Genomic DNA, 21,535 nt, shown 5'->3' with positions numbered 1-21,535 from the left:
CAACGCCTATCTGGCAACAAACGCCAGCACGACCACGCGCGGGGCCATGCAGTGTGCGAGGCTGACCTTGCGACCGGTCCTCGTTGTCGCGTGGCCGGTTTCGAGGTCCACGGCGATATCCTCATAGCCCAGCACCTCGCGATCCAGCGGATAGGCGGCCTTGTAGACCGCTTCCTTGGCGGCGAAAAGGATGCGGCCGGCAAGCTGCCGGTCGGCGGCGTCGATCCGGTCTTCGGGAATTGCCACGAGCGAGAAAATCTCATCGGGCAGGGGCAGCGCCGGCTCGACGTCGATGCCGAGCGAGGCGATGCGGCCAACAGGCGCGACCGCCGCCACGGCCATGTCGTCGTCATGCGCGAGCGAGCCCGTTATCCCGTCCGGCCATGCGGGTGCACCGGACGGCGTGCGCAAGAGGGCGAAACCGTCGAAGCCGGCATCCGTCAGCAGTCGGTGCGCGAGCAATCGCGCCGCGCCGCTGGCCCGCCGCATGGACGGCTGGCGAGCGGGGATGGAGCGTGCTTCCGCCGGCAACAGATGGGTCTCGTCGCCTTCGCGGATGATCCGGCAACCGGTGCGGACCCCGGCAGGAGCCATGGCGGCCATGGCGCGCGCCATGGCGATTTCCTCGGACGGATCGGCGGGCGGCGTCATCGGTCGCCGGTGGGCAGAATGAGATCCGCGATCATTTCGCCGTCCTCGTCGAGCCCCTGTTCGACGAAACCGGCACTGCGATAGAGCTGCCGCGCCGCCTCGTTCTCCGGTTCGTAGCAGATCGACACGTGCCTGATGTGGCCGAGCCCGCCGATTTCCTCCAGCACTTCACGCAACGCGGCCTTGCCGTAGCCCCGGTCTTGCCAGGCGCGGTCGATCATGAAGCGGTAGATGCGCGCCTCGTCATCGTCCCGTGGTGCCTCGTACATAAGGAATCCCACGATCTGGTCGCCTGCCTTGACGGCGCGTGGCCGCGCGTCCCGATCGGATCTGGCCTCACGCAGGGAGGCTGCGTTGCTGGCGACGAAATCGATCTGCTCCGGCGCCAGCTGCAATGCGGTGACCAAAGCGCGATTGGCTGGGGTCACCGGGCCGATCCGGATGTCCACGGTGCTTCCGGATCGCTCTGCCATGTGGTCCTCCGACGATTTCGGGATCGAGCGTCAGGACGACGCCTTGGAGCCGTCTTCCATGACCGGCTCGACGAACCGGTGCAGCTTGGCCGGGTTGCCGCGCCAGATCGAGTTGGGCTCCAACTCCTCGCCCTTCATCACGAAGGAATCGGCATCGACCATCGATCCCTTGCCCATCACCACGCCGTAATGGACGAAGGCGGACGGTCCGAGCGTGCAGCCATCGCCGATACGGATGAAGTCGGACTTGAACGCACCTTCTTCCAGCGAGTGGGCCTGGATGACGCAGCCTTCATTGAGCGTGACGTCGTCGCCGATCACCACGAGGGAACGCTCGGTCAGGTTGGCGCCGCCGTCATAGACGCGCTTGCCCACCTTGACCCCAAGCATGCGCAGGATCATCGGCCGGAACGGCGTGCCGGCGAACAGGCGCACAACAGGCGAATCGGCCAGCTTCCAGTGGCGCTCGTGGCGCCAGAAGGTGACGTCGTAGATCGTCGTTATCTGCGGCTTCAGCTTGCGAAAACCGAGGCTTGCCCGCTCGACGAAGATGTAGAACGGAATCGTGATCGCCGAGGTCAAAAGCACCGCCACGAAGAGGGCGATCTCAGCCCATTCGGTGTAGTAGTTCAGTGCCCGGTCCCAGATCGCCAGCGTGGCGAACAGCATGATCCATTGCGTCGCCATGAACAGGAGGATCGTCACCAGATTGTGACGGTTCTTGAGCGGGATGCGCTGGCGCCGGTCTTGCTCGTCGATGCCGGCGATGAGTTCCTTGTCGCGGTTCACCATGCGCGGGATTTCAAAGGGCGGCGAGCCCAGAAGGCCGACATTCTCGCGCAATGGCCCGTCGATGGGGACCATCACCTTGGTGCCGAGCAGGACGTTGTCGCCCGTGCGTCCATCCGGCGGATAGTAGATGTTGTTGCCGAGATAGTTGCGCTCGCCGATCCGGGTCGGCTCGAGCCGGAACGCGGAAGCGGACTTGTGCATGTTGATCATGAAAAGCCCGTCCGACACCATGGTCTGGGTGCCGATCTCGCACAGGAGCGGGTTTTCGTGCTGCTGGTTGGAGCCGAAATTGGAGCCCGTCTGCACCACCTTGTTGAGGTTCCAGCCGATGGCGCTCATGTAATGGACGATGGCCGAGCTGTCACCGAACAGCAGCCCGAGCACGCGGGAGTTGCTCGAGAACTCGGCAACCGTCTGCAGCCAGTAGCGGAAGCCATAAAGCGTGTAGGTACGGCCGGGTTTCAGGATCAGGCTGAACAGGCGCGGCACCACCGTGGCGGCGAAAAAGGCCGCGGCGATGTAGCCGAACAGCGTGACCGTGGTGCCGATCGCCACAATGCCGATCGTCTCCTGATAGTCGTCGCCGACATTCTCCCAATAGCTGTGGAACAAAAGCGGCAGCGGGGTGACGATGGCAAACAGGCCTATCAGCTGCACGGCCTCGTAGAGGAAGCGCCGGATGCGGGGAGGATTGACGTTGCGCACCTTGCAATAGTCCGCCGTGGTCGGCACCGCGGGCGATCCATGCCAGTGTTCGCCGTCGGGGATGCTTTGCCCGTGCTGCAGCGAGGAGGAATGACCGAGCTGGCCGCCGTCGCCGATCGCGGTGTCGATGTCGAGCGTGCAGCCGACGCCGACGAAGGCGTCGCGGCCGATGGTCAGCGGCCCGGTGTGGATATAGCCGGCCTGGGCGCGATAGCCGAGGATCAGCGATTCCTTGCGCAGGATCGTTCGGTCGCCGATCGAAATCAGGTCCGTGCACACCGGCACCGCCCGGGATTCGATGACCACGTTCTTGCCGATCCTGGTTCCCAGAAGCTGCAGGTAGAGGCTGTAGAGCGGGCTTCCGCGGAACAGCACGACGGGTGCCGTGCGGATCAAGGTTTTGACCACCCAGAAGCGATAGTAGCGCAGGCCCCAGATCGGGAACGCTTCCGCCTTCCAGCGGCCCACCAGCAGCCATTTGGCGGCAATGGCGAAGCCCGACATGCCGAAGAACACGCCGGCAGAGAGCACCACGCACCTGACGTAAAGCTGCAGCGGGTCGTCGAGCGTGTCATAGACCCAGTTGAGGCCGTCATTGATCGCCCACAGCGCCACGTAGCTGTAGAGCGCGTAAAACAGCAACTGCGCCGCGCCGCAGGTCCAGTAGACGAAATTGGACGCCTGGCGGGTGAGAACGGGCTCGTTGGTGGCCGTCGTCATCTCTTCCGCCACGCTCAGGTGCTTGGCCAGGCGCGCCACCGTCGGATAGAGATAGATGTCGCGCATCGACGTCGTCGCCCATTCCTTGCGGGTGCGCACACGCGCGCAAAAATGCGCCATCAGCAACGAGTTGGCGCCGAGATCGTCGAAGAAATTGTCCTCGACGGACACGTCGTCGAACTTCAGCACGGCGCATAGCGCGTCGGCCAGGAAACGCTCGCCGTCATTGCCGGGCGGCACCATGGCGCGATCGGCCGAGAGCCGGACGCTGGTTGGTTTGGGCAACTGGCGAAGGTCGACCTTGTTGGAGACCGTCATCGGGATTGCCGGCAGTTCCTCCAGATAGGAGGGCACCATGTAGTCGGGCAGCCGCCGCTTCATCGTCTGGGCAATGTCGGCGCGCGAGAGCGCCGGCTGGCCGACCTTGGGCGCGTAATAGGCAACGAGTTCGACGCGGCCGGGCTCGATCTCCCAGGTGGTGACGGCGGCCTGCGCGATCTCGGGCTGGTCGAGCAGCACGGCCTCGATCTCGCCGAGTTCAATGCGATAGCCGCGGATCTTCACCTGGGTATCGATGCGCCCAGCATACTCGATCTCGCCGGCGTCACTGATCCGGCCAACGTCGCCGGTGCGGTAGATGCGCTTCGACGGGTTGTTCGGCAGGCCGAGGAAATCGGCGATGAATTTCTGTTCGGTCAGGTCCGGCCGGTTGAGATAGCCGACCGCCAGCCCGATGCCGGCAATGCCGATCTCGCCCAGTTCGCCAGGTTTGGCGAGCCGCGGCAGCGAAGGGTCGAGAATGACGATCGAGTAGGTGGGCAGCGGCGCGCCGATCGTCACCGGCCGGTCCGGCGTCAATGCACCCATGGTTGCCGTGACGGTCGCCTCGGTCGGGCCATAGGTGTTGAGGATCTGCCGGCCGGGCTTCGACCAGCGCACCACCAGATTGTGCGGGCAGGCCTCGCCGCCGACCAGCAGCGTGCGCAGGCTGGGCACGTCCGATGTCATGGACGACAGAAGCGTCGGGCTGCAGGCCATGCAGGTGATGTCGTGATGGCGCAGGAAATCGGCGAGCTCTTCGCCCACGAGAGGCATCTGGCCTGGTGCCGGCACGACCGTCGCGCCGGCGACGAACGGCACCCAGATTTCCTCGGAGGAAAAGTCGAAGGCGATGGTCATGCCCTGATAGACGCGATCGCCCGGCCGGTAGCCGTAGGATGCGGCGGCGACGCGGATGAAGTTGACGAAGCTCTGGTGGCGGATGGCCACGCCCTTCGGCCTGCCGGTCGTGCCGGACGTATAGAGGATGTAACAGATGTCTTCTGCCGCAGTGGGGGCCGGCGTCTTGTGCGGCTTCAGCGGCGCGTCGGACTGGGCTGATATTTCGGCGGCGGCGCTGTCGATCAACAGGTGCGGAACCGGCAGCTGGTCGGCCCGCGAAGCGTAGGTGGCGATGGTGACGACCAGGCTGACGCTGGCGTCTTCGATGATGAGCGCCATGCGCTCTTGCGGAAAGGCGGTGGCCAGCGGCACGAAGGCGGCACCCGCCTTCACCACGGCGAGCAGGGCCACATAGGTTTCCGCGGACCGGTCGAGGATGAGCCCGACACGGTGACCCGGCCGTACGCCGCGCTTGACCAGCAGACGGGCGAACTGATTGGCGCGCTTGTCCAGCTCCCGATAGGTCCAGGCGCGGCCCTCGGAGATCACCGCCGGCAGCGTGGCGAATGTTCCGGCGAGTTGCTCGAAGACTTTGTCGAGCCGCTCGTCCGGTTGGCCTGCCCGGGCAAAATCGGCGCCCGCCAGGACCTGGCCGTGCGCTCCGGAGGCAATTCCCGCAAGTGCATCGACGCTGTCGGAGCTGGTCTCGGGCCCTGCGCCCAATCGTGCCGCTTCCCTGTCCAGTTCGGCGATATCGATACCGTGGTCCATTTCCAAACTTTCTCGTCCTGGCAAGCCGTTACAGGCACATCTCGGTCACGCCGCCGCGCCGGCGGGCATTGCCGGCTGTGCCGTCGCTGCAATTTGATCGTTGTTCATGGAGGGGGAATGACTGAAGCTTCCAGAACGGAAGATTCCGGAATTCAGACCGGCGATCGCCGGCCGCACCCACTTTGGCCGGGCGGTTATCACGGAATCGACCGTCCTGTCTTCACAGTTTCGGGAGCATGGGCGTGGGGCGAGAGCGCGCATTGCCTGGGCGCTGCCGGCGGCGAGCGACATGCCGGGCAGGCCACCCATCGATCCGTTCGAACCTCGTTGCATTTGCCCTTACCCAATTCGGTGCGCCTGTGTCCGTGCGCTTGTGCGGCGGCCAGATTTCCGGCCATTGAGGGATGCTTATGCCATCCGATCTTTTCGCCAGTTTTTCCGAACTGTTGAATCTTGTTTCTGAATTGTGTCTGGGCAGCTTTCCGTAGGGCCGCTTTCTGCGGTTTCAGCCCTTCCAGAAAAATCTCATAGCGCCCGGGAATAAAGCGCGGCCCTTGCGGGTCTTCTCTGCAAGCGGGGCAATCTTGCGGTCCGCGACCCATAGAAAACGAAACAAGGATTTACCGAAATGACCAAGCTCGCTCTCAGCGTGGCTGCGATGTTGCTTGCCTCGACTTCTGCCTTTGCCGGCAGCGACCATTTCAACGCCAATGCCCCCAACCAGCCGGGCGTCGCCGTCGACACCAATGCCACCGCCTCGATCCCCTACACGGCACGTCCTCACGGCGTCGACACCAAGGTGACGACCAAGCCGAGCCGGCCGGCGACCAAATCCGATGCGGACGAACCCGGCCAGGGCATCTGGGGCAACTGAGTTCACGGGTCGACACCCGATCCCGGCGGCGCCAATCCGATCCGCGACCAGCGACGGAGGGCCAGGGCTTGGCGCTCCGTCATTCCCTTCGACCTTTCGCCTTAGCCACCACTCAACAGAGGAGATCACCATGTTCAGCATGTCACGCCGCACAGTGCTTCAATCCGCCGCCGCCGCTGCCGCCTTCGGCCTTGCCGGCAAGCTGGAATTCACCCGTCCCGCTTTCGCGCAGACGCCGGTGGAACCCACCGTCGGTTTCTACAAATACACGGTCGGCGATATCGAGGTGACCGCCGTCTATGACGGCATCTGGAAGAAGCCGCACGACCCGGCCTTCATCAAGGATGTTTCGGTCGACGATACCAAGGCAGCGCTCGCCAAGGCGGGGCTGACGACCGACTTCATGCCCATTCCGCTCACCGTAGCCGTGCTCAAGATGGGCGGCAGGCTGATCATGATGGATGCCGGCTCGGGCGTCGGCCAGTGGCAGGCCAACGCCACGCACCTGCCGGCCAACATGGCCGCCGCCGGAATCGACTACAAGGCGATCGACACCATCATGATCTCGCATTTCCACCCCGACCATGTCTGGGGCCTCATGGAGAAGGGCACCAACACGCCGGTGTTCCCCAATGCCGAGCTCATCGTCAACGCCACCGAATACAATTGGTGGACCGACCCGAGCAGGCTGGCGAAGCTGCCCGAGGGCCGCAAGCCGGCGGGCAAGCGCATCGCCGAAAACTTCCCGAAATGGAAGAACTGGAAGCTGGTCGAGGACGGCGCCGAGGTCGCGCCCGGCATCCAGATCATCGCCGCCCCCGGCCACACGCCCGGCCATTCGGTGTACCTCGCCAATTCCGGCAAGGAACAACTGATGATCTCGGCCGACACCATGTATGTGCCGGCGCTTCTCGCACCGCATCCGGAATGGCAGGGCGCCTATGACCAGGACGGGCCGACGGCGATCGCCACGCGCCACAAGATCATCGACCGGGTGATCGCGGACAACATCCGCATTTCCGGTTCGCACTTCCCGTTCCCGGGCACCGGCGTCTTCGTCAAGGACGGCAATGCCTACGGCTTCACGCCTGTCGAAATCTGAGCGCGAGCTCCCAACCCAAGCGAGACAGACAATGAAACAATCCTTTTTGGGCAAGCACGCCCTGTTCGGCCTGCTCGGCGCCATTGCCGTGCTGACCGTGGTTCCCGTCGCAACCATCATCCCGGCCTATGCGGTCGACGACATCGAGGGCGCCGACGCGCCCGACCTCACCGCCGTCAAGGCCAAGATCGACGTAAAGGATTACAAGGGCGCGCTGGCGGACCTGCGCGACCTCGCGCAGGACAACCAGCAGGCCGACGTCTACAATTTGCTCGGCTTCACGCTGCGCAAGACCGGCGACTTCACCACCGCGCTGACCTACTACAACAAGGCGCTGGAGCTGAAACCCGACCACAAGGCCGCCCGCGAATATCTGGGCGAGCTCTATGTCGAAACCGGCGACATGGCCAAGGCCGATGAGCAACTGGCCTCGCTGCAGAAACTGTGCCCGACCGGCTGCGACGAGCTTTCCGACCTGCGGAAAGCCATCGATACCAAGGTGACGAAGTAAGTTCTCCCCCCCGGATTGCCCCCACTTGCGAAGGGCAATTCAGGGCATCCGACCTCTCCCCGAGGGGAGGGTGGACACGAAGCGGCCGGATGAGGGGGGCTTGCGCCAACCCCGATGGATCGCAAAGTTCGGGCGCTCGTGGCTGGCGCCCATTGCCGGAGCCGGCGCCTCTCCCTCGAGCCGGCTCCGGCCCTTTCAAGCGTCACATTCGGCAGGCGCTGTCCTCGCGCGGCGCATGCACGGTGTCAAAATATCGGAGGCTGACCATGACCCTGAACGAACGCGCCGCGAAGCTGCACGCCCTCGCCACCAAACTCTATGTCAGGGATCTGACCCTGCTTGTCGGGCGCCTGCTCATGTCCTTCATCTTCCTGCATGAGGGGGTGACACTGGCCACCCATTTCGACGGCGCCGCCAAGGCGATGGCCGCGCAAGGCGTCGGTCTGCCGCTGTTTGTCGCCACCATCGCGTTGCAACTGGGGGCAGGGCTCTCGGTGGCAACGGGCGTGCTGACGCGGCTGGGGGCGATTGGCCTCGGCCTCTTCTGCCTGGCAACGGCCACACTGTTCCACACCAACTTCGCCAGCCAGAGCGAGCTGCTGAATTTCGAAAAGGATCTGGCGATCGCCGGCGGCATGTTCGTTCTGGCCGTAGCCGGCGCCGGCCGGATCTCGCTGGATTGGCTGCTGGCCTGCACTCTGCAGCAGCGCCAGCGCGATCGGGAAACGGTGGCGTCGCTGCTGGCGGTCGAGAACCCGTTTTCCCCAGAGGTGAGGCGTGCCGGTCTGAGGAGGAGCTGAGCCCGCGCGACCCGTTCAAGCGCCTGCGACACGTACTTTGCTGGAACCAGCCTTGATGCTCCGCATTCTATAAGCAGGGGCTGAAGGAGCGTGACGTGAAAGCGATTTTGGCATTGGTCGGCGGCTTTGTCTTGACCCTTGCGGTCTTCGGCAGCGGGCTGGGCTTTGCCGCCTGGTTGCTCGCCGCCAAGCCCGCGCATGAGGCAAGGCCGACTGTCAGCGTGGCGGAACTGTGGACCAGGGACGCGCGGCCGGTGAACAAGGCGGCGCAAAATCTGCAACGCTTGCCGGCCGACCAGCCCGCGCCGCCCGACGTCGCCGTCAAGGCGCGGACACCCGATCCGGCCGCGACCGGATCCATCGCGCCGGCGGCTGGAGCCGACGCGCTGCCGGCGTCCCATGTCAGTTGGTGCGCGAACCGCTACCGCTCCTACAATCCGGACGACAACAGCTACATGTCTTATAGCGGGCAGCAGCGCCCCTGCGTCTCGCCCTATCTCGACGCCGGCGACTACCAGGGCGCGCAGCCATCGGCAGCCGTCAGCTATGTCGAGGGGAGTGTCGCCCCTGCGGTCGCCACGATGGCGCTTTCCGCCGACCATGTCGATTCCTGCTTCAGCCGATACCGCTCCTACCGGCCCGAGGACAACAGCTATCAGCCATATTCCGGCGGACCCAGGCGCCAGTGCGAGTAGCCGCCGGTGCCGTGCAGGTCTGGCTGAAGGGTTGCATCTTGTCATCCCGACGGTCACGCAGATTTTTTGGATCGTTCGCTCCGGCGCGGCGTTCATGCCTCACATGAGTGGAGGAATGACATGAGCGACGACCGCGACGACAAGATCAGGAACCGCGCCTACGAGATCTGGCAACGCGAAGGTGGCGGCGATGGTGACCATGAGCGGCACTGGAGCCGGGCCGAGATGGAGATCGACAGGGAAGCCGCCCTGCCGCTGACGGCGGATGACGCGCTGCCACAAACCGGCGAGATCGCGAGCTCCGACGTTCTGACGGTGGAGGAACTGGCGATCCGCGCGGGCATATCGGGCGAGGAGGCGCAGGAGCTGATCGACCGTCTCGGCACCGACCGCGCCGCGATCGAGCAAGCCGCGCGCAGCCTCAAGCCAAAGCGCGGGCGCTGAACGCGCGAGCCTTTCGAAACAACGCGTTGGTGCAACTCGATGACAAGATGATTCATCGAGCCACCGAGCGCAAAACCATGATCGCCCCGAAGCCGGCGCTCTCTTGGAGCGCTATCCCTGGTCATCTCCGACAATGTCGGAACCCTTGGCCGCCTCGGAGGTTCACCCTGTCCCACCGCAAAGGAGATGCACTCATGGACCACGCCAATCACGTAAGGCTCAGCCGCGCCGAACTGACCCCGGATACGCTTGAAGGCGCGACCATCTACGGCCCCAACGACGAGAAGATCGGCTCCGTCGACCATATGCATGGCAGCAGCCAGGTCGTCATCGACGTCGGCGGCTTCCTCGGCATCGGCGCCAAGCCGGTCGCCGTCGCCGCCAACGAACTCGATTTCATGCGCGACGAGGACGGCGACGTTCACGCCGTGACCAGCTGGACCAAGGACCAGCTGAAAGCCATGCCCGAACACCGCGACTGACAATAGGAAGGGCTCGGCGATCGTCGGGCCCTTCGTCCTTTCCTGAGGAGAGACCGATGATCAGGAAGCTGAAAGACGGAAAATATCGGCTTTATTCAAGGAAAAAGGACGAGAAGACGGGCAAGCGGCGGAATCTGGGCACGTTCGACAGCCGCGAAGCGGCGGAGAAGCACGAAAGGGAAGTGCAGTATTTCAAGCGGCATTGAAGGGATCGCTGTTGCATAGCGGTACACAGAGACCGAGGCCGCTGTAGGCCTGTCGGCCTCCTAGGGGGCCAGCAAAGCGCGGCGGACCTTTCAGCCGCGCTTGCAAGCCATATGGAACCAAATACGCAGCCACGCGTTGAGGGCTTCGGCCTGATCCGGCCGGGGGTTCGCGTGGAGGGGTTTTTGGGCGCATCTCGGTTACCAAAAGAACAACTGGACTCTCGACAAATCCTTAGCGCTCTCAAAGCTTTTCGAAACGGCGATTTCTCCGTCCGCATCGAAAACGTCTATGATGGGCTGAGTGGCGAGATTGCAGACACGTTCAATCAAATCGTCGAACTCAATGACCAGGTGACGCGGGAATTCGCGCGGCTCAGCCGGGTGGTCGGCAAGGACGGGCGCATCAGCGAGCGCGGCCATGTCAGGAACGCCAAAGGTAGCTGGGAATCGAGCGTCCGATCGGTCAACGACCTGATCGAGGACATGGTGCAACCGACCGCCGAGGTGGCCCGGGTCATCGGCGCCGTCGCCAAGGGCGATCTGTCCCAGACCATGATGGTGGAGATCGACGGCAGGCCGCTGCGCGGCGAATTCCTGCGGATCGGCAAGATCGTCAACACAATGGTCGAGCAACTCGCCTCGTTCACTTCGGAGGTGACGCGCGTGGCGCGCGAGGTCGGCACCGAGGGCAAGCTAGGCGGTCAGGCCCGGGTCAAGGGGGTGGCGGGCACCTGGAAGGATCTGACCGACAATGTGAACGCGATGGCGACCAACCTGACGAGCCAGGTGCGCAACATCGCGGAGGTGACCACCGCAGTCGCTTCGGGCGATTTGTCGAAGAAGATCACCGTCGACGTGAAGGGCGAGATCCTGGAGCTGAAGTCGACCATCAACACCATGGTCGACCAGCTCAACTCGTTTGCCGGCGAGGTGACGCGCGTCGCGCGCGAAGTCGGCACCGAGGGAAAGCTCGGCGGCCAAGCCCGCGTCGAGGGCGTCGGTGGCACCTGGAAGGACCTGACGGACAGCGTGAACCTGATGGCCGCCAATTTGACCGGCCAGGTCCGCAATATCGCCGATGTGACGACCGCGGTCGCGCTCGGCGACCTGTCGAAGAAGATCACCGTCGACGTGAAGGGAGAGATTTTGGAGCTGAAGTCCACCATCAATACGATGGTCGACCAGCTCAACTCATTTGCCGGCGAGGTGACGCGCGTTGCACGCGAGGTCGGCACGGAGGGAAAGCTCGGCGGGCAGGCGCAGGTGCGGGGTGTCGCCGGAACCTGGAAAGATTTGACCGATAACGTCAATTCAATGGCGGCCAACCTGACCGGCCAGGTGCGCAACATCGCCGAAGTGACCACCGCGGTGGCTCTTGGCGATCTGTCGAAGAAGATCACGGTCGACGTGAAGGGCGAGATCCTGGAGCTCAAGAACACCATCAACACGATGGTGGACCAGCTGAATTCCTTCGCCTCGGAAGTGACGCGCGTCGCGCGCGAAGTCGGCACCGAGGGAAAGCTCGGCGGTCAGGCGGAAGTCCGTGGCGTCGGAGGCACCTGGAAAGACCTGACCGACAACGTCAATCTGATGGCCGCCAATCTCACCGGCCAGGTGCGCAACATCGCCGATGTGACGACGGCCGTCGCGCGGGGTGATCTCTCCAAGAAGATCACGGTCGACGTGAAGGGCGAAATCCTCGAGCTCAAGAACACCGTCAACACGATGGTGGACCAGCTCAACTCATTCGCCTCCGAAGTCACGCGCGTTGCCCGCGAAGTGGGCTCGGAGGGAAAACTCGGCGGCCAGGCCCATGTCGAGGGGGTCGGCGGCACCTGGAAGGACCTGACCGACAACGTCAACGCCATGGCCGGCAACCTGACCGTGCAGTTGCGCGATGTCTCCAAGGTCGCGACCGCGATCGCGACCGGCGATCTCACCCAGAAAATCACCGTCGATGCGCTGGGAGAGATTCTGCAGATCAAGGACGTCATCAACACGATGGTGGACCAGCTGAACTCCTTCGCATCCGAGGTGACGCGCGTTGCCCGCGAAGTGGGATCGGACGGCAAGCTTGGCGGCCAGGCACAGGTCCGCGGTGTCGCCGGCACGTGGAAGGACCTGACGGATAACGTCAACGCCATGGCCGCCAATCTGACGGGCCAGGTCCGCAACATCGCGGAAGTGACGACCGCCGTTGCGCTGGGCGACCTGTCGAAAAAGATCACTGTCGACGTTCGCGGCGAAATTCTCGAGCTCAAGGACACCATCAACACGATGGTGGATCAGCTCAACTCTTTCGCCTCGGAAGTGACGCGTGTCGCGCGCGAAGTCGGCACCGAGGGGAAGCTTGGCGGCCAGGCACAGGTGCGCGGCGTCGCCGGCACCTGGAAGGACCTGACCGACAACGTCAATTCGATGGCCGAGAATCTGACCGGCCAGGTGCGCAACATCGCCGATGTGACGACCGCGGTGGCGCGAGGCGATCTGTCGAAGAAGATCACCGTCGACGTCAAGGGCGAGATCCTGGAGCTGAAGTCCACCATCAACACCATGGTAGACCAGCTCAACTCATTCGCGGGCGAGGTGACGCGTGTGGCGCGCGAAGTCGGCACCGAGGGCAAGCTCGGCGGCCAGGCACAGGTCGAGGGCGTGGCGGGCACCTGGAAGGACCTGACCGACAACGTCAACCTCATGGCGACCAACCTGACCAACCAGGTGCGCGGCATCGCCGATGTCGTCACCGCCGTGGCGCAGGGCAATCTCAGGCGCAAACTCGCCGTCGATGCCAAGGGCGAGATCGCGTCCCTGGCGGACACCATCAACGGCATGATCGAAACGCTGGCGACCTTCGCCGATCAGGTGACCAACGTCGCCCGCGAGGTCGGCATCGAGGGCAAGCTCGGCGGCCAGGCGAGGGTGCCTGGCGCCGCCGGCCTGTGGCGCGACCTGACCGACAACGTCAATCAGCTGGCGGCGAACCTGACCACCCAGGTGCGGGCCATCGCCGAGGTGTCGACCGCGGTCACCAAGGGCGATCTTACGCGTTCCATCAGCGTCCAGGCTTCCGGGGAGGTCGCGGCGCTCAAGGACAACATCAACGAGATGATCCGCAACCTGAAGGATCAGACGCTCAAGAATGCCGAGCAGGATTGGCTGAAGACCAACCTCGCGCGGTTCTCGCGCATGCTGCAGGGCGAGCGCGATCTGGCCACGGTGTCGCGCATGATCATATCGGAACTCGCGCCGCTGGTGAACGCGCAGTATGGTGTTTTCTACGTGACCAATCGCGACGAGGAAGAATCTTATCTGGAACTGGCCGCGTCCTACGCCGCCGAGGGCAAAGCCAAGATCCGCCAGCGTGTGGACTTCCGGGAAGGCCTGATCGGTCAAAGCGCGGCCGACAAACGGGCGATCATGCTCGACGAGGTTCCCTCGAGCTTCCTGCGCATCAGCTCGGGCCTCGGTGAAGCGCCGCCGGCCAGCGCCATCGTTCTGCCGGCATTGTTCGAGGAAGAGGTTAAGGCGGTCATCGAACTCGCTTCGTTCAGCCGCTTCAGCGACACGCATCGCCTGTTCCTCGAGCAATTGATGGAGTCGGTCGGCATCGTGCTCAACACGATCGCCGCGACCATGCGCACGGAAGGGCTTCTCAAGCAGTCCCAGCTTCTGACGTCCGAACTGCAGTCGCGCCAGACCGAGCTCACCAAAAAACAGGAAGAGCTTCACGCCACCAACGAGGAATTGCAGGAGAAGGCGCAGCTTCTCGAGAACGAGAAAAAGCAGGTCGAGAACAAGAATCTCGAGATCGAAATGGCCAGACGCGCACTCGAGGAGAAAGCGGAACAGCTGGCGCTGACGTCCAAGTACAAGTCCGAATTCCTGGCCAATATGAGCCACGAGCTGAGAACGCCGCTGAACTCGCTGCTGATCCTGTCCAACCTGCTCGCGACCAACCAGCAGGGCAACCTGAACGACAAGCAGATCGAGTTCGCTCGCACGATCAACTCGGCGGGCACGGACCTGCTCAGTCTCATCAACGACATACTGGATCTTTCGAAAATCGAATCCGGCACGGTTTCGATCGAGCTCAACGACATGCCGCTCGCACATCTGCGCCAGCATATGGAGCGGACCTTCCGGCAGCTTGCGGCCGACAAGGGGCTTGGGTTTACGATCAAGATCGATCAGATCCTGCCCGAGACGATCCGTACGGACGAAAAACGGCTGCAGCAGATCGTCCTCAATCTTTTGTCCAACGCCTTCAAGTTTACCTCCCAAGGCGACGTGACGCTCAGCATCCATGCGGAGCGGACCGGCCGCGGAAACGGCGCGGCGGCACTGCCGCAAGCGCTGGCCATCGCCGTCACCGACACGGGCATCGGCATTCCGGAGGACAAGCAAAAGCTGATCTTCGAGGCGTTCCAACAAGCCGACGGCACGACCAGCCGCAAATATGGCGGCACTGGTCTCGGCCTCTCGATCAGCCGGGAAATCGCCCGCCTGCTCGGCGGCGAGTTGCGTGTCGAAAGCCAGCCTGGAACGGGATCGACCTTCACGCTTGTCATTCCCTTCGACGGCCCGCGCAGCAGCAGTCTTGCACCGCAGATCGAGCTTTCGCCGGCTGCCGTTTCCGTTGCGGCCAGCAGCACGACAGGAACGCCGGAACTCGCCGACGACCGTGATGCGATCGATCCATCGGACAGGGTGGTGCTGATCGTGGAGGACGACCCCACTTTTGGCGGGCTGCTGCTTGGTCTTGCGCGATCGGCCGGGTTGAAAGGTGTGCTCTCCACCGCCGGCTCGGGAACGCTGGCGCTTACACGCAAGCTCATGCCCGATGCGATCACGCTGGATCTCGGCCTTTCGGACATTGATGGCTGGGTCCTTTTCGACCTTTTACGGCACGATCCGAAGACCAGGAACATACCCATCCACGTTATCTCGGGCGCCGAAGACATCGAGCTTCTCACACGCCGAGGCGCCGCAAGCGTTTCCAGCAAGCCGGTGTCCGCCGGCGAACTTTCGCGTGTCTTCGACGACATTCAGTCGAGGACACTCAGGACACAACGCAATGTGCTGGTCGCGGATCCGGATCCCGAGCGTCGCCTGGCGCTGGTGGAAGCCATTCGCGACGGCGTCACGTCGGTCACCGCCATCGGCCGCGTCGCGGCTAATGCTGACGGGGGTGGTATTGCCGGATATGACGCCGTCGTGTTCGGTTTTGGCCGTTCGGCCAAGGACAACGCCCAGATGCTCGATGAGATCATGTCCCAGTTCGGCGATTTTGTCCCGCGCCTGCTCTTCTTCACGCCCCATCCGGACGCCTTTCAACAGCAGATCGCCTTGCATCCGCCGCTCAGCGATGTTCCACGTGCCGACAACTTTGCCCAGCTTGGCTTGTTGATGTCCGCGGCCCTTCCAGGCGATAGGCCGGACAAGGAGATCCTGGCTTCCGAACAACTCGACAACGCCGATCTGGCCGGGGCCAAGGTTCTGATCGTCGACGACGACATTCGCAACATCTATTCGCTGACCAGCGTGCTGGAGACTTACGGTATCGAGGTGCAGCATGCCGAGCGGGGGCGGGACGGCATAGCCATGCTTGAAGAGGCACCGGACGTCGATGTCGCCCTGATCGACATCATGATGCCCGAGATGGACGGGTACGAGACAATGCGCCGGATCCGCTCCCAGCCGGAAATCGCGCACATTCCGCTGATTTCCGTCACGGCCAAGGCGATGAAAGGAGATCGCCAGAAATGTCTGGACGCCGGCGCGTCCGACTACATCGCCAAGCCCGTCGACCTCGACCTGCTCCTCGCCCTGCTGCGGGTTTGGGTCGGGGGCTCGCGCTCGCGAGCGGGGACATCGCGGGCAGACGGCGACGACCGCAATCTGATCGCGCCCCGGCGGATTTAGCCTATGGCCGCTATGGAAGCAGAAAGCAGCGAACCGTTCGAAAAGCTGGGGCCGGTTCGCGTTCTGGCTGTCGACGACGACGCGCGAAATCTCCTTGCCATTGAGGAGGCACTTGACGGGGTCGGGCAGGTGATTTGCGCCCAGTCGGGCGACGAGGCGCTGCGCTTTCTGCTCAAGGACGACTTCGCCGTCATTCTGCTGGATGTGCTGATGCCCGGTCTCGACGGCTACGAAACCGCTTCGCTGATCCGGAGGCGCGAACGTTCGAACGCCACGCCGATCATCTTTCTGACCGCCATCAACAAGGAAGAAGCACATATGTTGCGCGGCTATGACGCCGGCGCGGTGGATTATCTGTTCAAGCCATTCGACCCGTCGATGCTGCGGTCCAAGGTCATGGTCTTCGTCGATCTCTATGAAAAGACGAGGGAAATCGAACGGAATGCGGCCAGGGAGCAGTTGCTGCTTGAGCGAGCGCTGAAGGCGACCTCCGACAAGCTCGACGCCGAGCGGGCGCTGCGGCATTCCGAGGCCCGGCAGGAGACGATCCTGGCTTCGCTGCCGATCTGTTTTCACGCCCGCGCGGCCGAGGCGCCATTCGCCGCAAGCTACGTTTCCAAGGGGGTCGAGCGGTTGACGGGATTTTCTCCGGAGCGGTTCATGTCGGATCCAGATTTCGGCATCAGCCGGGTCCATCCGGCTGATCGGGACGCGGTGACAAGATCGCTTTCGGCCGCCCACGAGACCGGCTCTTATGCGTGCGAGTTCCGCTGGCGATGCGCCAATGAGGAATACCGGATATTCCTCGACCAGGGAGTGGTCGCCAGGGATGGCGCCGGGCTCGAACTGCTGGGCACCATGCAGGACATCACCGAGCAGCGCCATCTGGAAAGCCAATTGCTGCAATCGCAGCGGCTCGATGCGATCGGCAAGCTGACCGGCGGACTTGCCCACGATTTCAACAATCTGCTTGCGGCGATCCTCTCCGGGCTGAGCCTGCTGGAAAGGCAAGTGAGCCTCGACGGCAAGGCGGCCCAGGTTCTCGACATGACGCGCCGCTCCGCTTCCCAGGGCAAGGACCTCATCCAGCGCATGCTCGCCTTTTCAAGGCGCCAGGATCTGAAACCGGTTGCCGTGCGGATGTCGAGCCTGGGAGACACGATGACCGGCCTTGTGGCGCCGATCCTGGGCGGCCTGGTGCGCTTCGACTGGCATGTCGGTGACGACATATGGCCGGTGCATGCGGACCCGGCGCAGCTTGAGCTTGCTTTGATGAACCTGGTCTTCAATGCCCGCGACGCGATGCCTTCCGGCGGGACAATCTGCGTCAGGGCCCACAATCGCAGCGTCGGCCATTCCGGCCAGGGGCTTGCCGCGGGCGACTATGTCAGGCTTGCGGTCGAGGACACCGGGACAGGTATCGCCGCGGATGTCATCAGCAAGGTGATCGAGCCGTTCTTCACGACAAAGCCGATCGGGAAGGGCACGGGTCTGGGCCTCAGCACTGTCTATGGTTTCGCCAAGCAGTCGGGTGGCACGCTCAGGATTGACAGCGAGCTTGGCCACGGCACCACCATGGAGCTCTGGCTGCCCCGTTCACGCGAGGCGCAAGACGTTACCGCCAGGGATGAGCTCGTTTTCGAAGCCAGTGCCGCCAACAATGCCGGCACGGACCTCCCGACGGCGGTTGAGGATCAGTTGCCGACTGTTCTGCTCGTCGACGACAGTCAATCCCTGCGGGAGTTGACGGCGATGTCGCTGCGGCAATCGGGTTTCGACGTGACGGCGTTTTCCGGCGGCGCCCAGGCACTGGCCGCCATCGAAAAGGAACCGGACCGTTTCGACGTCATCGTAACCGACTTCGCCATGCCGCTCATTTCGGGCATCGACGTCATCCGCTTCGCCCGAAGCCTGCGCGCGGATTGGCCGGCACTCATCGTCACGGGCTACGCCGATGCCGAGAAGATCTCGGACCGCCCTCACGACGTGGCGTTGATCAGCAAGCCCTTCGAAGATGCCCATTTGGTAGCAGCCATTCGATCAGCTTCGCGCCGCCGCTGAAGGCCGTGGTTCGGGGGAGCCGCGCTTGTCGTCGGTCTCCGCAGGCGCTTAGCCGACCTCCCAATTTCTCGCACCAGCTGCCGAGTTGCCCCTTGCCGTTAACCATTCGTTAACCATTAACCCCCTAGCGTTTACCTCTCAGTAAGGATTCGCTGGCCGTGACCTTTGCCGCCCCCGTCGAAACAAAATCCATTCGTTTTCGCGCCCGTTCTTTCGTGGCCTTTACGCTCACGCCGGAGGCGCCGATTTCCGCCTGGCTGGAGGGGCTGGATCACTGGATCGGCAATTCGCCGGGGTATTTTGCGGGACGGCCGGTGGTGCTCGATCTGAACGTGCTGAAGCCCGAAATCGCCGACATCGGGCTGCTGGTTGCTTCGCTCGGTGCGCGAGGCATCCGGGTCTATGCGATAGAGCTTGAAGGCGCCTCGCTCGGGCTTGACCTGCCGCCGTTGCTTAGCGGCGCCAAGGAGGCCACCACGGATGGCCTGCTGTCGCAGCCCGGCCGCAAGGGCAAGGCGGAGGCGGCTGATGAAGCCGGCCAGCTGGAAACGGTGTTTTCGGATCGCGGCAAGGATGCCGGCAAGGCCGGCGAAGTAAAGGCCGGCGAAGTCAAGGCAGGCGAGGGCAAGGCCGGCGAAGCCAGGGCCGAGGTGGGCAAGGGCAAGGCGGCCAAGGCCGCGGAAGCAGGCGCGATCGAAACTGTCCAGGCCGGCACGCTTATGGTCAAGTCGCCGATCCGCTCGGGTCAGTCGATCTTCCATCCACATGGCGATGTCATCGTTTTGGGCTCGGTCGCGTCCGGCTCCGAAATCATCGCGGCGGGCTCTATCCATGTCTATGGCACCTTACGCGGCCGCGCCATCGCCGGCTCGCAGGGCAATCGCTCGGCACGCATCTTCTGCCGCAAGAACGAGGCGGAGCTGATTTCGATCGACGGCTGGTACACCACCGCCGAAGAGATGGAAGGCGTCTCGCGCGGCAAGGCCGTGCAGGCCTTCCTCGAAGGCGACATGCTCGCCGTCGTGCCGCTGAACTAGGGCGGCGCGATGCTGACGCCCGGCTTCACGGTTCCGGCCCGGACAAGCGCTGAGGCATCGCCGCGCGCAAGCCTCGGACCGGTTTGGGATGGCATGATGGCAGGCTCTGACAACAGCCGTGCGGCGCATGGCACAACAAACGACAACAGGCAACGGAGGCTTTTTCCATGGGCAAGGTAGTGGTCGTCACATCGGGCAAGGGGGGCGTCGGCAAGACCACCTCGACGGCCGCGCTGGGTGCCGCGGTCGCCAAGACCGGCAAGAAGGTGGCGCTGGTCGATTTCGACGTCGGCCTGCGCAATCTCGACCTGATCATGGGCGCCGAGCGGCGCGTCGTGTTCGACCTCGTCAACGTCATCCAGGGCCAGGCCAAGCTGTCGCAGGCGCTGATCCGCGACAAGCGCGTCGACACGCTGTTCCTGCTGCCGGCGTCGCAGACGCGGGACAAGGACGCGCTGACCGAGGACGGCGTCGGCGAGGTGATCGACAAGCTGCGCTCGGTCTTCGACTATGTCTTCTGCGACAGCCCGGCCGGCATCGAGCGCGGCGCGCAGCTCGCCATGCGCTTTGCCGACGAGGCCGTCATCGTCACCAATCCGGAAGTGTCGTCGGTGCGCGATTCCGACCGCATCATCGGTCTGCTCGACGCCCGCACCATGCGCGCCGAACAGGGCGAGCAGATCGCCAAGCATGTGCTGGTCACGCGCTATGACGCGGCGCGCGCCGCGCGGGGAGAAATGCTCTCGATCGACGACGTGCTGGAAATCCTGTCGGTGCCGCTGCTCGGCATCATCCCGGAAAGCCAGGATGTGCTGCGCGCCTCCAACCTCGGTTCGCCGGTGACGCTGTCGGAACCGCTCAACAACGCCGCCAAGGCCTATCTCGAAGCGGCACGGCGGCTTGAAGGCGAAGACTTACCGGTGGTGGTTCCCTTCGAACGCAAGGGTTTCCTCGACCGTCTGCTCGGAAGGAGGGCCGCATGAGCATCCTCGACCTCTTCAAGCGGCGCACCAGCGCGCCGGTGGCGCGCGAGCGGCTGCAGGTGCTGCTCGCCTATGAGCGCCGCAGCCGTGGCCAGCCCGACCTCGTCTCCATTCTGCGCGAGGAAATCATGGCTGTGATCGCCAAGCATGTGCAGATCGACCAGGACTATCTCCAGGTGTCGATGGATCGGGGCGAGACCATGTCGACGCTGGAAATCGACATCCAGATCCCCAACAAGAGCGCCGTGCCGCTGGCCATGGCGGGGTAAAAACGGTGCGCCTTTTCCTCGCCCCGCTCCACAGGGGGCGAGGAACCCGGATTGCCGGGCCGGCACCGCCGGTTTTCGTCCAGATCAGTTCAGCGAAAATCTCGACCTGAAGCCCGCGGCGCTGTTGCGATTGGGATAATCCTGATCCGGTATCGCAACGCCCAGATGAGTGCACAGCGGTTCCCAGCCATCGCCAAGAGCGTGGACCAGCAGCCGCTCCGGTGGCACTTCGGCGTACACCGCACGGACATTGGCCTCGTAGCAGGCAATGGCATGCGCTCGATCGCCGGACCGGCCGCCGAACACCTGCCTGGCGATCAGGGCGAGGCCCAGCGATTCTTGATCGACGCTTTGCTCAAGTCCCGCCGCGATCGTTTTTTCAAAACTTTCCCACCAGCTTTCGGCCGAGCGGTAGGTCAGGATCACCCTGGCATTCGGATAGAATTCGATCAGTTCGCGCCAGTAGTACGCCGAAGGCCAGTCCAGGCAGGAGACATAGCCCGACAGCAGCTGGTTCCAGTCCGGCGCGGCACCTTGGGCCAGCGCACGCCACATCCGTTTCTGCTCCTCGTTGCCGATCACTTCATGCATGTGGTGACAGGGGCCGTAGCCGAGAATGGCCAGCGCCTCGCGCATCGAATCCGTGCCCGTTCGGCCAAAGCCGGTTCCGATCACCTTGATCGACATCTCCATCCCCTCCCGTTCGACCTGCAAGCCGTTTGCTGGCAGCATATCAGGCTGCACACCGAATATGCACGAGAAGCGTTGACATCGCCGCGAACGCTACGGTCTGTGCCAGCCCGGGACCCGGCACTGGCTGTCGCGGCGGTGCAAATCCCCAAATGTCTGAAATTTACATTTCCCTAGGGGGGCTTC

At 63.7% G+C, this 21,535-nt stretch carries 17 protein-coding genes; 13 read left to right on the top strand and 4 right to left on the bottom strand.

Features of this window, described 5'->3' with window-relative positions; all coding sequences use genetic code 11:
* Positions 1–6: 6 nt before the first annotated feature.
* Genes LB554_RS07315 through LB554_RS07305 form a run of 3 tightly spaced genes read right to left on the bottom strand, consistent with a single transcriptional unit; the run spans position 7 to position 5,273 of the window.
* Positions 7–651 carry a 4'-phosphopantetheinyl transferase gene (locus tag LB554_RS07315; RefSeq protein WP_224583853.1) on the bottom strand — a complete coding sequence of 215 codons (645 nt, stop codon included), beginning with the start codon at positions 649–651 and terminating at the stop codon, positions 7–9.
* Positions 648–1,124, bottom strand: a complete 477-nt coding sequence (locus LB554_RS07310) for a GNAT family N-acetyltransferase (protein WP_224583851.1) — start codon at positions 1,122–1,124, stop codon at positions 648–650. Before LB554_RS07310 ends, LB554_RS07315 begins: the two co-directional genes overlap by 4 nt.
* A gap of 30 nt (positions 1,125–1,154) precedes the next feature.
* Positions 1,155–5,273, bottom strand: a complete 4,119-nt coding sequence (locus LB554_RS07305) for a Pls/PosA family non-ribosomal peptide synthetase (RefSeq protein ID WP_224583849.1) — start codon at positions 5,271–5,273, stop codon at positions 1,155–1,157.
* Positions 5,274–5,901: 628 nt separating this feature from the next.
* On the opposite strand from LB554_RS07305, the gene LB554_RS07300 reads away from it, so the two are divergent.
* The 13 genes from LB554_RS07300 to minE all read left to right on the top strand — a co-directional run bounded on the left by LB554_RS07300 (position 5,902) and on the right by minE (position 20,659).
* Positions 5,902–6,147, top strand: coding sequence for a DUF680 domain-containing protein (locus tag LB554_RS07300; RefSeq protein WP_140663400.1), 246 nt, complete (start codon positions 5,902–5,904; stop codon positions 6,145–6,147).
* A 130-nt stretch (positions 6,148–6,277) separates the two neighbouring features.
* Positions 6,278–7,249, top strand: coding sequence for an MBL fold metallo-hydrolase (locus LB554_RS07295; RefSeq protein WP_140663398.1), 972 nt, complete (start codon positions 6,278–6,280; stop codon positions 7,247–7,249).
* A 31-nt stretch (positions 7,250–7,280) separates the two neighbouring features.
* The gene (locus LB554_RS07290; RefSeq protein ID WP_224583838.1) at positions 7,281–7,760 is read left to right on the top strand and encodes a tetratricopeptide repeat protein; all 480 of its coding nucleotides are present in this window, start codon (positions 7,281–7,283) and stop codon (positions 7,758–7,760) included.
* A gap of 266 nt (positions 7,761–8,026) precedes the next feature.
* Positions 8,027–8,560 (top strand): DoxX family protein, encoded by a 534-nt coding sequence (locus LB554_RS07285; RefSeq protein WP_224583836.1) that lies wholly within the window; start codon positions 8,027–8,029, stop codon positions 8,558–8,560.
* Between the two features lie 95 nt (positions 8,561–8,655).
* Positions 8,656–9,255: a BA14K family protein gene (locus LB554_RS07280; protein ID WP_224583834.1), complete on the top strand. Its 600-nt coding sequence runs from the start codon at positions 8,656–8,658 to the stop codon at positions 9,253–9,255.
* A 120-nt stretch (positions 9,256–9,375) separates the two neighbouring features.
* The gene (locus LB554_RS07275; RefSeq protein WP_140716357.1) at positions 9,376–9,699 is read left to right on the top strand and encodes a DUF2934 domain-containing protein; all 324 of its coding nucleotides are present in this window, start codon (positions 9,376–9,378) and stop codon (positions 9,697–9,699) included.
* Between the two features lie 194 nt (positions 9,700–9,893).
* Positions 9,894–10,181, top strand: a complete 288-nt coding sequence (locus LB554_RS07270) for a hypothetical protein (RefSeq protein WP_015316916.1) — start codon at positions 9,894–9,896, stop codon at positions 10,179–10,181.
* Between the two features lie 56 nt (positions 10,182–10,237).
* Complete coding sequence (locus LB554_RS07265) at positions 10,238–10,387, top strand: hypothetical protein (RefSeq protein WP_127204769.1); 150 nt, start codon at positions 10,238–10,240, stop codon at positions 10,385–10,387.
* 171 nt (positions 10,388–10,558) lie between these two features.
* Positions 10,559–16,309, top strand: coding sequence for a HAMP domain-containing protein (locus tag LB554_RS07260; protein ID WP_411962612.1), 5,751 nt, complete (start codon positions 10,559–10,561; stop codon positions 16,307–16,309).
* A 3-nt stretch (positions 16,310–16,312) separates the two neighbouring features.
* The gene (locus tag LB554_RS07255) at positions 16,313–18,370 is read left to right on the top strand and encodes a response regulator (RefSeq protein ID WP_224583830.1); all 2,058 of its coding nucleotides are present in this window, start codon (positions 16,313–16,315) and stop codon (positions 18,368–18,370) included.
* A gap of 158 nt (positions 18,371–18,528) precedes the next feature.
* Positions 18,529–19,407 (top strand): septum site-determining protein MinC, encoded by an 879-nt coding sequence (minC, locus tag LB554_RS07250; RefSeq protein WP_224583828.1) that lies wholly within the window; start codon positions 18,529–18,531, stop codon positions 19,405–19,407.
* A 167-nt stretch (positions 19,408–19,574) separates the two neighbouring features.
* Positions 19,575–20,390 (top strand): septum site-determining protein MinD, encoded by an 816-nt coding sequence (gene minD, locus LB554_RS07245; protein WP_015316922.1) that lies wholly within the window; start codon positions 19,575–19,577, stop codon positions 20,388–20,390.
* A complete protein-coding gene (minE, locus tag LB554_RS07240; protein ID WP_023774842.1) occupies positions 20,387–20,659 on the top strand; it encodes a cell division topological specificity factor MinE in 273 nt (90 codons plus the stop codon). The genes minD and minE overlap by 4 nt, the downstream gene beginning before the upstream one ends.
* An 84-nt stretch (positions 20,660–20,743) precedes the next feature.
* Here minE and LB554_RS07235 read toward each other — a convergent pair whose 3' ends face one another.
* The gene (locus LB554_RS07235) at positions 20,744–21,346 is read right to left on the bottom strand and encodes a sulfotransferase family protein (RefSeq protein WP_015316924.1); all 603 of its coding nucleotides are present in this window, start codon (positions 21,344–21,346) and stop codon (positions 20,744–20,746) included.
* Positions 21,347–21,535: the final 189 nt, after the last annotated feature.

The organism is Mesorhizobium sp. CO1-1-11, assembly GCF_020164995.1.
Lineage (GTDB): Bacteria > Pseudomonadota > Alphaproteobacteria > Rhizobiales > Rhizobiaceae > Mesorhizobium > Mesorhizobium australicum.
Note: the sequence above shows the minus strand (reverse complement) of the source record. Positions and strands in the feature narration are given on the sequence as shown.